General features: G+C 66.9%; 13 protein-coding genes. 4 read left to right on the top strand and 9 right to left on the bottom strand.

Going from position 1 to position 13,521, the window contains the following annotated elements; translation table 11 throughout:
• Window positions 1-2: 2 nt before the first annotated feature.
• A complete protein-coding gene (locus DVW87_RS00845) occupies window positions 3-1,094 on the top strand; it encodes a GNAT family protein (protein WP_147276169.1) in 1,092 nt (363 codons plus the stop codon).
• Here the strand turns inward: DVW87_RS00845 and DVW87_RS00840 are convergent.
• The 9 genes from DVW87_RS00840 to DVW87_RS17915 form a co-directional block, all read right to left on the bottom strand.
• Window positions 1,066-2,367, bottom strand: a complete 1,302-nt coding sequence (locus tag DVW87_RS00840; RefSeq protein WP_114685892.1) for a glycoside hydrolase family 5 protein — start codon at window positions 2,365-2,367, stop codon at window positions 1,066-1,068. The two genes, DVW87_RS00845 and DVW87_RS00840, sit on opposite strands and share 29 nt — an antisense overlap.
• Before the next feature lie 414 nt (window positions 2,368-2,781).
• On the bottom strand, window positions 2,782-3,318 hold the full coding sequence (locus tag DVW87_RS00835) for a glycosyltransferase family protein (RefSeq protein WP_114685891.1): 537 nt from the start codon (window positions 3,316-3,318) through the stop codon (window positions 2,782-2,784).
• An 11-nt stretch (window positions 3,319-3,329) separates the two neighbouring features.
• Window positions 3,330-3,887 carry a polysaccharide biosynthesis/export family protein gene (locus DVW87_RS00830; protein WP_147276168.1) on the bottom strand — a complete coding sequence of 186 codons (558 nt, stop codon included), beginning with the start codon at window positions 3,885-3,887 and terminating at the stop codon, window positions 3,330-3,332.
• A 5-nt stretch (window positions 3,888-3,892) separates the two neighbouring features.
• A complete protein-coding gene (locus DVW87_RS00825; protein WP_181814663.1) occupies window positions 3,893-5,125 on the bottom strand; it encodes a glycosyltransferase family 4 protein in 1,233 nt (410 codons plus the stop codon).
• Window positions 5,115-5,771, bottom strand: coding sequence for a sugar transferase (locus DVW87_RS00820; RefSeq protein ID WP_114685888.1), 657 nt, complete (start codon window positions 5,769-5,771; stop codon window positions 5,115-5,117). Before DVW87_RS00820 ends, DVW87_RS00825 begins: the two co-directional genes overlap by 11 nt.
• Before the next feature lie 106 nt (window positions 5,772-5,877).
• Entirely contained in the window at window positions 5,878-6,606 is a 729-nt protein-coding gene (locus tag DVW87_RS00815; RefSeq protein ID WP_147276167.1) for a P-loop NTPase family protein, read from the bottom strand.
• The gene (locus DVW87_RS00810; protein WP_181814662.1) at window positions 6,606-7,964 is read right to left on the bottom strand and encodes a hypothetical protein; all 1,359 of its coding nucleotides are present in this window, start codon (window positions 7,962-7,964) and stop codon (window positions 6,606-6,608) included. The genes DVW87_RS00815 and DVW87_RS00810 overlap by 1 nt, the downstream gene beginning before the upstream one ends.
• Window positions 7,958-9,325 carry an ATP-binding protein gene (locus DVW87_RS00805; RefSeq protein WP_181814661.1) on the bottom strand — a complete coding sequence of 456 codons (1,368 nt, stop codon included), beginning with the start codon at window positions 9,323-9,325 and terminating at the stop codon, window positions 7,958-7,960. The genes DVW87_RS00810 and DVW87_RS00805 overlap by 7 nt, the downstream gene beginning before the upstream one ends.
• Window positions 9,315-10,697 carry a hypothetical protein gene (locus DVW87_RS17915; RefSeq protein ID WP_181814660.1) on the bottom strand — a complete coding sequence of 461 codons (1,383 nt, stop codon included), beginning with the start codon at window positions 10,695-10,697 and terminating at the stop codon, window positions 9,315-9,317. Before DVW87_RS17915 ends, DVW87_RS00805 begins: the two co-directional genes overlap by 11 nt.
• 161 nt (window positions 10,698-10,858) lie before the next feature.
• Between DVW87_RS17915 and DVW87_RS00800 the strand changes: the two genes are divergently transcribed.
• The 3 genes from DVW87_RS00800 to DVW87_RS00790 are packed head-to-tail and all read left to right on the top strand — an operon-like array spanning window position 10,859 to window position 13,517.
• Window positions 10,859-11,908, top strand: coding sequence for a hypothetical protein (locus tag DVW87_RS00800; RefSeq protein ID WP_147276166.1), 1,050 nt, complete (start codon window positions 10,859-10,861; stop codon window positions 11,906-11,908).
• A complete protein-coding gene (locus tag DVW87_RS00795; protein WP_181814659.1) occupies window positions 11,905-13,029 on the top strand; it encodes a Gfo/Idh/MocA family protein in 1,125 nt (374 codons plus the stop codon). The genes DVW87_RS00800 and DVW87_RS00795 overlap by 4 nt, the downstream gene beginning before the upstream one ends.
• Window positions 13,026-13,517, top strand: coding sequence for a glycosyltransferase (locus DVW87_RS00790; RefSeq protein WP_114685883.1), 492 nt, complete (start codon window positions 13,026-13,028; stop codon window positions 13,515-13,517). Before DVW87_RS00795 ends, DVW87_RS00790 begins: the two co-directional genes overlap by 4 nt.
• The last annotated feature ends 4 nt before the right edge of the window (window positions 13,518-13,521 follow it).

Genomic DNA, 13,521 nt, shown 5'->3' with positions numbered 1-13,521 from the left:
GGGTGGCCGTATTGGAAGGTCTGTTCGACCCGGCCACGCGCCGGGTGGGCGTGCATGCACCTTTGACGCCTACCATCTTTCATGAGGATTGGTGGCTCCAGGCGGCGTCGGGCGGGCGGATCGAACAGGTGGAGGTGCGCTCCGGCAACGTCGTGGTGGGTCGGCTACCCTATCTGCGGCGTCGCCATTTCGGGCTGCTCGAATGCGTGATGCCGGAACTCACGCCGTATCTGGGGCCGGCCATCGCGCCGCCGCTCGCCAAGCCCGCGCAGATGGCGCAATCGCAACGTTCGATCACGGCCGACCTGATCCGGCAATTGCCGACGTGCGACCGCTTCCACCAGTGCCTGCACAGCGACGTGCCCGACGCTCTGGCCTTCGCGTATCGCGATTTCGCCAGCGAAGCACAGTTCACGATGGACGTGGAGCCGGCGCCGGAGCCCGAACTCTGGAAATCGCTGCGGGACAAGACGCGCAACGTGATCCGTCGCGCCCGTGAAACCCACCGCCTCGTGTCGCTGGAGCCCGGGTCCTTTGTCCGGCTGTACGACAGGAACCTGCACGCGCAGGGCCGCGGGTACAATTACATGTGGCGGCAAACGGGTGTCCCCGTGATGCAGGCCGCGGTGGAGCACGGACAGTGCCGGATCGACGCCATCGCCGACCTGCAGGGGCGCGTCGTCGCAGCCTCGGTCTGTGTGTGGGACATGTCCCGTGAGTACCTCCTGCTGACCACCCGCGACCCTGGCTCGCATGCCGGCTGCGTCAGCTGGCTCATCTGGGAGTCGCTGGCCCGTGCGAGCCGTGCCAACCGGGTGTTCGATTTCGGCGGGATCGGCACACCGGGCAGCGTGGCCTTCTACACGAGTTTCGGTGCGACCGTGCGGACACGATTTGCCGTACACCGCACCAGCCGGCTGTTCCGAACGGTCGACTTCGGGGCGCGCAAGGCCCGCGCTGCCTGGGAGCGGGCGCGGCGCCACCTGCTCCCGGACTGCGCGCGCACGACAATCCTGTCGCCCGCCGCCGAGCCAGCCGCCGTCGTCGTCCCGGCGGCGCGGCCGATCAATACGCTTGCGCTGCCAGTTTCGTGACGGCGAACCGGTCTGCCCCGACGATCGCGCCGGACGCGTTGGTCTGCGGGAACAGGTTCATCGTGTACGGATCGTTGGTGTATGGCACGTCCTGGTGGATGGTGAGCGGCAAGCCGGCGCCCGCCGCCTTGGCGATGAAGTTCCCCATCACAGGCTGCCATTCGGGCCGGTCCGGTGCGCCGAATTCGCCGACATGGCCGCGATCGGAAAAGCCGCGCTGCCGCAGCCAGTCGATGAACGGCTGAAGCCGCTGCACGCCCAGCTGCGCGTTCGACGGCGCGGCCTCGCTGCCGCCGCCATAGATGCCGCTGGAGTTCGCATCGAAATACTGGTGCGCGCTCCAGTAGAGCCGGTCGGAAGGGTCGGCCAGCGTATGGATCGTCGGATTGCGGCTCGGCCAATATTCCGCGCTTGCCCATCCATAACCGTCGATGAAGATGGGGAGGGTCGCGTTGACCTTGCGAATGGCGTTGATCGCCTGCTGGCATGCTTCGCGCCAGCCGGCCTCGCCGACTGCCAGGTCGTGCGGTTCGTTCATCAGCTCGATGCCCAGCACGGCGGGGTGGGCACCGAACTCGGTCACCAGCCTTGCGCAATAATCGGCAAAGGCGGCAAACGGCACGTCGGCGGAGCCGAGTTGCGCCTTGCGCTTGTTCGCCCAATTGCCGTTATAGCCGACATAGCGCTCGCCATAATTGTGGCAGAGATCCAGCAGAACCTTGAGCCCCGCCGCCTGCGCGCGATCAAGATAGTGGCGCACGAGATTGACGGGATTGCGTAACGGGTTCTGCGCGTCGCTGTAATGATCGAGCAGCTGCTCTCCCAGTGGGCCGAAGAGGCGCGGCTGAAGACGCTCCCAGCTTCCCTCGAGGCGGATGTGATCGAAGCCTTTGGCCGCGTAATAGGTGAAGTGGCTTTGCGGCGTGACGAACACATGGCCGGCGAGGGTGCCCGGCAGCGTATCGGCCGAGCCCTCGATGGTGGAGAACGACACGCCCTTGCGCAGCAGCTGGCGAGACGAAAGTGCGGGGCCGGCTCCGCTTGGGGTCGGTGAGGGCGCTGCGGTGGCCGTGGCGCTCGGCGTCGGGCTGGGCGTCGGGGAGGCGCCGCCGACGCCGGAGACGACGTCGAGCCCCTTGGAGCCCGCTTCCGATCCGCCGCAGCCGATCAGCAGCAGCGACGTGCTGCCCGAAAGCCAGGCCAGTGCCCGCCGGCGGCTCATGCCGAGGGCGAGGAGGCCGGGGGCTGCCCCGGTCGACTTGCCCCCGCTCATCGGCGACGGCTCCGGCGGGAGGGAAGAGGGCTTGTCAGTGTTACAGGCACGATGTTGATTCCATGGTGAGCGCCCGCAGCAAACCGGGTTTGCTGGCGTTGAAGTGGCGGGATTGTCGAAAGATGCTGTAGCTCGGCGTGCAGGGCGGCGCTCAGGCGCGCCGAAGCAGCACAACTCCCATGAAGAGCCAGCAAGGAAGGCTGAGCAGAAGGGCGAAGAAGATGCCGCGACGCAGCGACGGGCGTCTTCGTTCCGCGTTCTGACCTGTTGCTTTTGACATCGAAACGGGAGGCACGTGTAACTCCGTGGGCTACCCTCATCGATTGAGGCTAATCCACGTTGGGGGCAATCATCCAAACGAGGTAGCAGGGGCGCGAGCCGCTGCTTTGGTCGCCCTTCTGCGTCGCCTCGTCGCTACAACACGCTACCCCAATGCTCGATCCGCTCGTCCGCGGCCACGTTCGGCCACTGCGCGATGCAGCGATGCGCCAGACGCTTGGCAACCCGGCCGGAAGTGGACAGGTGTTCCGAATTTGCCACGCTGTCGATCCACAAAGTGCGTGCACCGTTCAGCCGGCCGAGAAGCACGAAGGCCAGCATCGGCGCCGATCCTGTGGTGACCACAAAGGCCGGACGCTCGCGCGCGATGATCCAGGCGGCACGCAGCATGTTGGGAACAAGGCTGGCGAGGTCGAAGCGCGAGGTGTCCGGAACGCAATGGTACCGGTTGCCGGGCACCGTCTCCGCATAGGTCGGCAGGGTGGAGACATAGGTCACCTCCAGTCCGCCGAATGCCGGACGCAGGCGGCGCAGCTCGATCCAATGGCCTCCGCCCGAAGCGCAGGCGAGCAGGCGCTGCCGACGGGGCGCGCGGCGGGCCGCGGCCGGCCGCGGCCGCGCTTCCCGGTGTGGAGGAGGGGGCTGGCGCAGGAACGCGAGCACGCTGTTCATCGCGATCCCGTTCAGAACAGGCGTTCGACGACGCGGATCGTGTCCCCCGGCTGCACCGGCGTGGCGGCGCCGATGACGACCTCCTCCTCGCTGTTGGTGCCGGCATGGCGGATGAAGACGCGCTTGGTGTTGGCGCGATACGTGAAGCCGCTCGCCACCGCCACGGCGTTCAGGACGGTAAGCCCGCTGGTGAAGGGATACTGGCCCGGCTTGGATACTTCGCCCAGGATGTTGAACGGCCGATAAGCGATGACCTCGGTCGACAGGCGCGGTGCGCGGACGATCTGGCGGTCGGTAAGCAGCGCCGTAAGTACGGTGCTTACCTGATCGGGGGTGCGCCCGCCGACCTTCACCGCGCCCAGCGACGGAAAGGCGATCGACTCATCGGCCGAAACAAGGAATTCTCCGCTCAGATCCTCGAATCCGAAGGTCGTGATCCGCACCTTGTCCCCGGTGCTGAGCGTGTATTCCTGCGGCTGCCAGGCGCCGAGCGTCGGCGCCAGCGGCTTGGCGGCGCAGTTCGCCAGCGACAGGCCGATGGCTGAGGCCAGAACAAAACGAACGATCATGAGCTTCACTCCCCCGCAGAAATGGATGGCGCGGTTCCAGGCGTCATCAGTCCGGCCGAAACGAGCCGCTGTCGCGCCTGCGCGGGCGGATCCTTGGGTCCGGCAGCGAGCGCGCGGACATAGACCGCATTGATCTGCGCCAGCACGCTGTCCCAGCCGAAGCTGCTGACCCGCTCGGCCGGCGTGGGGCCGTCAGCCCGCTCGTGGCGGGCGAAGTCCTCGAGGAAACGGTCGACGTCCTCGTCGGGCAGGAAAGGAATGGCCATGCCGCAGCCCACGCGATCCAGCGTGCGGGCGAAGGCGGGGATGGGCGAGAGCAGCGGGTAGAGGCCGGCCGATACCGCCTCCACCGCGGCTATACCGAACCCCTCGTAGCTGGACGCGCAGACATACACGCTGCTGCGAGCGATCAGTGTGCGCAGCACGGCGTCGTCGGGCTCCACGAACAGTTCGCAGGCGCTGGCGACGCCGTGGTCGGCCATCATGCGCCCGATCTCGTCCGGACCGAGGCCGGCAGGACGGCCGGCCAGGATCAGCGTCCATTCGGGCGCGCGGCGATGCAGCGATGCGAACCAGGCGATCACGCGATCGACGCCCTTGTGGCGGGTGAAGCGACCGAAATAGATCATGGTCCGCGAGCCCGGCCGGGCGAGCCCGGCGAACTTCTGGAGATCCACGCCATTTTCCACGGCGAGCACCTTGCCGCCGCCAATCGGGCTGAACAGTGCAGCATCCTGCTCGCTTGAGGCGATCACGGCGGCATAGCCGCGCAGGGTGCGCGGGGTGACCGTGCGGAAGAACCATTGCTTCAGCCGCCGGGCGAAATCCGTATGGAAAAAGCCGCCATGGGTGGACAGCACCAGGGGGCAGTGATGCAACCAGCGCGTCGCGGCCAGGAAGTCGGCGAAGAAATCCACGCGGTGCACATGAACCAGGTCCACGTCCGACAGGTGGCGCAGCACCGTCGGGGCGACCGCGTAGCGAGTGGAGCCGACATAGGGAATGCGGATCACATCCACGCCGTTCAGGCGCTCATAGGCAGGCAGTTTCTGCTGCGCCCCGTCGACGATCCTGTTGAGCGTGATGACGCGTACCAGGTGGCCCTGTCGCGCCTGAGCTTCGGCAAGCTGCGACACGAACGCTTCCACCCCGCCGATGCCGGGCCGGTACTGGCGCACGACATGCACGATGCGCAGCCCGCGGGAAAACGATGCTGATGGAGCGCGCCTAATAAGCATGGCGATCATACATCATGCGCGGGATCGTGCGCAGCAGGATCGCCGCGTCGAAGATCGGCGTCCAGCGCTCGATATATTCGCGGTCGGCAGCCACCCTGTTCTCCATGCAGGTCAGGGTGCGGATCTCTCCGCGATAGCCGCGGATCTGTGCGAGGCCGGTGATACCGGGGCGCACGCAGAAGCGATGCGTGTAGCCGTCGATCAGCTTGGCGTAATGCTCGTCATGCGCGATCGCATGCGGGCGGGGCCCGACCAGCGACATGTCGCCGATCAGCACGTTGAACAGCTGCGGCAGCTCGTCCAGGCTGGTTGCACGCAGGATGCGGCCGATCGGGGTGACCCGCGCATCCCGCTCGCGCGCCTGCTCCACGACCGGTCCGTCCTCGCAGACGTACATCGTGCGGAACTTGAAGATCTGGAACACCTGCCCGCCGCGTCCCGTCCGGTTCTGGCGGAAGAGGATCGGCCCCGGGCCGCTCAGCGCGACGAGAGCGGCGACGATCAGCATTGCCGGAGAGATCACGATCAGCAGCACGAAGACAACGCTGCAGTCGCAAAGTCTCTTTGTCCGGGAGTCGCCGATACGGCGCTCTGGCTGCCCTGTTCCGAACGTGACAAGTCTCCCCGGAGGTGGATCATTTTGCATGATTCAGACACCCTTTAACCTGTCCTTTGACAATGACCGCCCATGCTGTGCTTCGCTACTGCGCGTGAGGTGTACGCCGTTCGGGGTTACTGCTGTTCCGTCCGGTTCAGTCCGCCACGATTACCCCCAGCAGGTGGGTGTCGAGCTGGCGCAGCCGCTCCGTCGCCTGGCGGATGATCTGGAGTTGCGTGACGTGCCGCTGCACCACCAGCACCGCCGCATCAATCGCTGCGCAGAAGGCAGGGACCTCGTGGTGGTGAAGCGAGCCGCTGACGATCATGATGTCGAAGGTTTCGAGAAGTGGCACGATGCGCCGGTGGAAGGGCGCGGCATCGAGCGAGGCGGCGGTGTCGGCCAGCGATCTGCCGGCGGGCAGGACACTGAGATGACGAACGGCGGTTGGCCGAACGAACTGCATGGCCGGCGCGCTGGCGATCAGCGCTCCCGTCAGCCCCTCCGACGGTGCCGTGGCGAACAGGTCGGCTTGCGTCACCTTGCCGGCTGCCGCATCGACCAGGAGCGTGGGGCTGCCGGCCTGGGCATAGACGACCGCGAGATTGGCGGCGAGTGCGGCTGCCTTCACCGGAGCATCGACGCCGAGCAGCGCCACCGACCGGATCGGCATGTCCCCGTCCGCAACGGCCGCCGAGGTGCGCAGCGACCGCGCCAATCGGGCAAGGGGAGCATCGTGATCGAACGCGGCCTCCACAAGCACGCTGATCCGCGACGGCTCGTCCACGGGTGCGCGGACTTCTCCCCGCGCGGTGCCTTCGTCATTGGCGGGGGGCTCGGGCCCCAGAACGGGAGCAAGTGTTTCCGTGGATCGGATGCGCATCAGAACCTCCCCTTGCTGTGCGACGCCGTGGCGAGCGCGAAAGAACCGAGAACCGGGACGCCGAGCGCATCGGCCAGTCCCCCGCTCGTGCGGACCAGCGGGCGAGCGAGCTCGAGCAGGATCACCAGCACGATCCCCAATGCCGTGCCGCCCAGCAGGGCGAACAGGAGAAGCAGGGGCACGACCGGGCTGGCCGGCAGCAGGGGAGGCGTCGCGCGATCGACCTGTTGCACGTTGGTGGTGGGCAGGCCGGTCTGCAGCCGCATGATGTTGAGGCGCTGGGTCACCGCTTCATAGGCGCGCTGCGCGGTGTTGACCTCGTTTTGCAGCTTCTCGAGCTGCGCCTGGTTGCCGGTCATCGCCAGCATGCGCCCGCGCTGCTGCCCGACCAGCCGCTTAAGCTCGCCTTCGCGCGAGGAAGCGGCCGCGCTGGCGACCCGCAGCGAGCGGCCGGCCGCCGCCGTCTCGCTCGTCAGCTTGGCGCGCAACGTGTCCCGCTCGTTGCGAAGGGCGACCAGCGCGGGGTGCGCATCGCCATGCGTTGTCGCAAGCTCGTTCACCTTGGCGTCGGCAGTGGCCACCTGCTGGCGCAGCGCCTCGATCACACCGGCGGACTGGACGTCGGGCGATTGCAGGACCTGCGTTCCGGCGCGGGCGCGCAGATCCGCCGCGCCGCTTTCCGCGCTGGCCAGCTGCGTGCTGAGCGAGCTCAGCCGGTCCGCTTCGAGGGCAAGGGCATTGCCGTCCACCATGCCGTGGCTGTTCTGGAACGCCGTTACCGCCGACTGCGCGCGCTCCAGATTGCGCCGCACTTCGTCGGTTCGCTGCTGGAACCAGGCGGCATATTGCTTGGCCGGGCCGGTGCTGATCTCCAGCCGCATGGCAACGAACGCGCTGGCGAACGCATTGGCCATGCGCGCGGCAAAGACCGGGTCGTCGGACCGGAAGCGGATGGCCAGGACGTTGGTGTCCTTTTCCGGCTGCACGTCCAGCTGGGCGAGCAGCTTGCTGGTCAACCAACGCTGGATCGAGATGCCGGCCGGCGCCTGTTGACGCCATTCGCGGCGAAGGCGCGGATCGTCGGTCAGGTTCTGGTCGCGGATGACCCGCCGGGCGACCGCCTCGCTGCGCAGGATATCGGCCTGCGTGCCGACCACGGCGCGCGAATCCTGGTTGACGGGGGTGTCCTGCAACGAGCCGCTCGGCCCGCGATCGTCGAACAAGAGCGAGGAACGGGCGATATAGGTCCGCTCCGCCGTTGCCAGCCAGGCCAGCGCGAACGCGAGCACCACCACCAGCGTCGCCAACACCAGCTTCCACCGCGTCCGCAGCGCGATGAGCATGTCCCGGCTTACCATCGTGCATCCCCTCCCTGATAGATCCTGGCGCCCTGCACCGCGAAGGTGTTGAAGGACGCGCCGTCCTGTTTCCCTGTCTTGGCCCGCTCGATCGCGATCAGGGCCAGAAGCATCTGCGGCGCGACGGCGTCGCGGAAGGCCAGCCGGTTGCCGGCCCGGCCGGCCTGCCGCAGGCTTTCGCCCAGCAGCGCGGCGACCGGCGGCGACGCGGCGAAGCTGTCGTGCATCGCGGCGCTGCGTGCGGCATCCTCGATCAACGTCAGATCGGGGGCGGACCGGGCGACCGCCGACCGGAAGAGGGCCGCATCGTCCGGGTTCAACAGCTCCCAGGTGGCGAAGGCGCGATCCAGGCTGCCGATCAGCAGCGGCAGGTCGATCCGGCTGTCGCGCCGTTGCACGGCCTCCAGCGCTGCGACGTAGCAGAAGAGCTGCGCATGATATGGCGAGCCGCGGGCAACGCGCACGATCTCGGCCCGACTGGCCGCGTCGAAGACGACGGAGGCGCGGCCGGCACCGTCGTCGATGATCGCGGCGATATCCTCGTCCGCGATGCGGCCGATGGGAATGGGAGCCATGTGCCGACGCAGCGAGGGATGGCATTGCAGCAGCTCGTCCAGCGTATCCGCAATGCCGACGATGAGCACGGATACCGGAAGTTGCGCATCCGACAGCAGCTTCAGGAAGGTGGCCACCTGGTTGGCGACATGGGCGTCCTCTACACGGTCGAACTCGTCGAAGATGAAGATGATCTGGCGGTCCGGCAGCAGCGGCGCCAGCGCATCCACCACGACCCGCGGCGTGGAGGCGTTCTCGACTTGCGCGACCCAGCGCTCGAAATGCCCGCGTTCCTGCAGGGGAACGCAGGAGGGCGGAATGTGGCCCAGATAGGGTGCGATGAGCTCGGAGAAGTTCGTGCTCGCCTCGCATGCGGTGTAGATCACCACGGCGCCGCGCTGATCGGCATGGTCGCCGAAGATCTGCGCAAGCGAGGTCTTGCCGGAGCCACGGGCGCCGTAGACGAGCGCATGCTGACGGCCGAGCAGAACCGCGTTGAACAGCTCCTCCAGCTTGTCCGCGCGCCCGTGCAGCTTGCTTCGCTGGCGGATCGGGTGGGCGGCGTCGAAAGCGGCGATCACGCGCGCGACCGCCTGATGCTGGTCGCTGGCCTTCTGTGCCGGCGTCGGCGCCAACGCCTCTTGCTCAGCGGCAACAGGGGCGCGATCGTCGACTGCCGAGGCAATCGGGCGATCCAGAAACAGGACGTCCCTCGGCTCGGTCAGCCAGCGCCAGGCTGTCCGCACCGTGCGCAGGAACCACCAACGCGATCCGCCTTCGTCCGCAAGACGCGCTTCATAGTGCATGAGGAGTGCTCCGCGATGAGGACGTGGATGCAAGGGCAGCGCGGCGCGGGATCGCCGCTGCGGCTCTGGAGAAAGCGCGGGGGCGCCCAGCGCGACTACCGGACAAGCCCGCCACATGGCCGGCGAGCAGCCACAAGGGAGCGGCGATCTTCATGGCGAAGATGGCGTTGCCGGCGATCAGCAGGTTGAGGAAAAAGAACAGCGCCAGCCCCCACGCACAACGACGCTGCGCCGGAGTGTCGAAGGGGATGAACAGCGTGACATACAGCCACAGGGCGACGGCGCCGACGATCGAGCTGGAATACAGAACGTAGGAATAGCCGCTGTCCGGGAACTGTCCCGTTTCGAACGCCCGGGCGCCGAGCGTGCCGGCAAGGTCCGTCGAGCCGAGCAGCTTCACCGAAAGCCCGATGCGGCCGGCAAGGTCGTCCTCGCGCGACGCTTCCATCTGCGTCGTCAGGAAGCCCGCCAGTCCCAGGATGACCAGCGGCAGCAGCATCAGCGCGGCGCGCGGCAGCCGTGGGAACAGGTGATATCCGACCAGGCACAGCAGCGCGAACACAGAGCCCATGCGCGTGTTGTTGGAAACCAGCGCCAGCAGGACGAAGGCGAGGCCGAGCAAGCGCTCTCCCCGGCCGAGCGAGCGCCACATGGCCAGCAGATAGATGCCCACCACGCTGCAGAAGTTCGCCAGCGATGTCTGCTCGAGGAAGATCGAGCTGGTCCGCGGGGTCGTGAACAGGCCGAAGGTGAAGCGTCCTTCGAACCCGCGGGCATTTCCGAACACGCCCAGGTCGTCGTAGTCGACCTCGCCGAGCCCGCGCGTGCTCTGATAGTAAGCGAAGGGATTGAAGACGCTGGTATAGACCGGCAGCGCCGCCATCTCGAGGATCATGACGGCAAGCACCACGCCGATGATGATGCCAAACGTCCAGCGCACCACGTGCGCATCGCAGCGCAGGCCCAGCAAGCTGAAAACCGCGATGATCGAAACGTTGCGAAAAGCTTCCACGACAAAGCCGCTGTTCACAAAGGAAAGAAGCAGCGCGCCTAGAAAGAAGGCGACAAGCAGCGACAAGGCGGCAGCATCCAGCGGCCGGGCCTTGGACGTCGCCAGCAGCAGAGTGGCGATCCCGAGGATCAGGATCTCGCAGAGCGCGACATGGGTGAGAGTTACCGGCAGCCCGCGAGCGCTCAGGATCGCAAGCAACGCGTTGTAGAGGCAGGCGCCAATAACAAGAAAAGCGGATGTCCGCTTTAAATACGTGGTGTCGGCTTTGCTATGTCTGCCGCGACAATCGGCTTCTTCCCGAAAGTCATCGCCTATATGCGAGGGGTCAGCGCTTGATATACGCGCTTTCGTGCGTATCATTTACCACCCCCCTTCGTATAGCTGTACTTTAGATAGATTTACATGCGACATCGCCTCCTTCAAGAAGAATAAGAAAGTAAACATAAAGCGGAGCGCGCTGGTTCGATCGGCCTAATACTTTCGGTCGGGCGCGGTCTGATCTTGTCGGGGGTGAAGATTAGATGCCGGTCAGTCCGTCCGCCGTTCTTGCCCCTGTTTCCTCGCCTGCGTCCGCTCGCGCCCGGGAGGCCGACACGCGCGGTGCATTGGTCGTGCACGGCCTGCTGATCCTGGACACGGAGTCGGTTGACCTTCCCAACGTGTCCCGCCGCCGCGACGCCGAGCAGCTCTACATGCGGTGCGCCGCGCTCATGGTACGTTCGGTAACGGCCGCGGGCCTTCGTGCGGTTGTGGTGACGAATGCGGCGCAGCGGGTGGCGACCGAGTTCGCGGAACTGGGACTGCAGGACGCGAACATCGTCGAGCGCGCGTTCGAGCTACCTGCGGACCGGACGATCCCGCACCGTGCGGCGCATGCGAAGCTTGCGCTGATGCGCGATCTCGCGGCCTCCGGGGAGGACGCATTGATGGCCATCCTCGATCTCGACGCCGTTATGCTGCGGGCGCCCCATCTCGGGGAGGCGCTCACGCCTGGGCGACTGGCCTGTTTCGACATCACCCCTGCGATGTTCGCCGAGTCCGGCGGTCGGTGCGAGAACGACGTGCGCCGGATCTCGAACGACCAGGTCCGTGTGCCGCGCTGGTTTGGCGGAGAGATGGTGGTCGGCGACGCTGCGGCGTTCCGCTCGCTCGTCGAGATGATCGACTTGGTCGAGCCGCGCTACTGGGCGGAACATGCGGGCCTGTACCATTCCGGGGACGAGGCGCCGGTCTCGACGGCGTTGAACCTGCTGCGGGAGCGCGGCCATCATCACCTCGATCTTGGCGAGGGCCGCCATCTTGCCCGCTGGTGGAGCACCTGGCGGCCATTTGCGCAGCAAAGCCTCAGCGAGGCGGGGCGTGCCTGTGTTCTGCATCTACCCGCGGACAAGGCGTTCCTGGCCGGCGAGGCGGGGCATGCCTTCGTGCCGAGCCGCTTTCTCCGCCGCTACCGCCGGCATGTCGCCCGGCGGCTGGCGGTGCGCCGTCTGGCGAGCCGCTTCGGCTATCGATCCGGCGAGCAACTCGCCTGCCTGGGACCACCTCTCGCGCTTTCGGAGACATGCAAATGACCAGCTTCAACGTCGCGGTCGTGGGATTGGGGAAGATGGGCATCTCCCACATGGCGATCGCCCGGCGGACCCCGGGGCTTCGGCTCGGCGCGGTGTGCGATGCGTCCTCGCTGCTGGGCAATGCCGTGGCGAGGTATACCGGCACGCCGTTCGTCCAGCGTTTCGACGACCTGATGACGATGCCGGGGCTCGATGGCGTCATCATCGCGACGCCCACCCGCCTTCACATCGACATGATCCGCAAGGCGGTCCGCCGAGGGCTGCATGTCTTCTGCGAAAAGCCGATGACGCTGACGATCGCCGAAAGCCAGGAGGCCGTGTCCCTGGTGCGCCAGGCGGGTGTAGCCGGTCAGATCGGCTATCATAACCGCTTCGTCGGCACGTTTGCCGAGACCAAGCGGCTCCTGGGCATCGGTGCGATCGGCCGCGTGCGGCATGTGCTTGCCGAAGCCTATGGCCCGGTGGTCCTGAAGCCCGCAGGCGGCACGTGGCGCAGCAGTGCGGGGGAAGGAGGCGGCTGCCTCTTCGACTATGCGGCGCACCCGCTCAACCTGATGAACTGGTACCTCGGCGTGCCCGAGGATTGCCGCGGCGCGCAACTGCCACGGCAATGGTCGTCCGATGTCGAGGACGCGGTCTACGCCACCCTGAACTTCGCTTCGGGCGCGACCGGGCAGGTGTCCGTGAACTGGGCGGACGAGACCGCGCGCAAGATGACCACCCGCATCTCCCTGTGGGGCGATCACGGCAAGATCGTGGTCGACCGGCAGGAGTTGCACGTCTTCATCGGTGCGGGCGGCGCCGCCCAGCCGGGCTATCGCCAGGGCTGGACCGTTCGCAACATCACCGAGCTGACGCCGCATCCGGCCTTTTACCTGCGCGGGGAGGAATATTCGGCGCAAATGGAAGGTTTCGCGCAGGCGATGGCCACGCCCTCGCAGCCGTATGTCAACGACTTCGCCAGCGCGGCCGGAACCGATCTGACGCTGGATCTCATCCGCGTCGCCGCGCAACGACATGCGGAGCCGCCGGCGGTGACCGCCACTCTCAAGCCCGCACCTGTCCGCCGCCTCACGCTGTTCGGCCGCCGGACCGGCCATGTGGGGAGCAGCGCGACATGATCTTCGCCTCCGTAGGCTCCATGTTGCCGTTCGACCGGCTGGTCGAGGCGGTGGACGACTGGGCCGGCGCGCACCGGCAGGAACGCGTCTTCGTGCAGATCGGGGAAGGCAGCTTCGTCCCCCGTCATGCGGCATGGACGCGGATGATGAGCCATCCGGAGTATCTGGCGGCGCTCGGCGGGTGCGACCTGTTCGTCGCGCATGTCGGCGTCGGCTCCATGGTGCAGGCGTTGGAGATCGGCAAGCAGGCGCTGCTGCTGCCACGGCTGGCGGAGCGCGGCGAGCATACCACGGATCATCAGCTGCATACCGCCGCGCGCTTCGGCGACACGGCGGGCATCGAAATCGTGCATTCGGCGGGCGAGTTGCAGCAGCGGATGACCGCGCTTCTCCATGCCCCCCTTGCCGCCGGAACGCTCGCCAGCGTGGCGCCCGCGACCATGCTGAAGCGGGTGATGGATTTTCTGGAGCAGCCCCGCGCTGCATGAAAGG

The organism is Sphingomonas aracearum (assembly GCF_003345355.1).
Lineage (GTDB): Bacteria > Pseudomonadota > Alphaproteobacteria > Sphingomonadales > Sphingomonadaceae > Sphingomonas > Sphingomonas aracearum.
The sequence above is the reverse complement of the archived record's forward strand: the minus strand, read 5'-3'. Positions and strand labels throughout refer to the sequence as shown.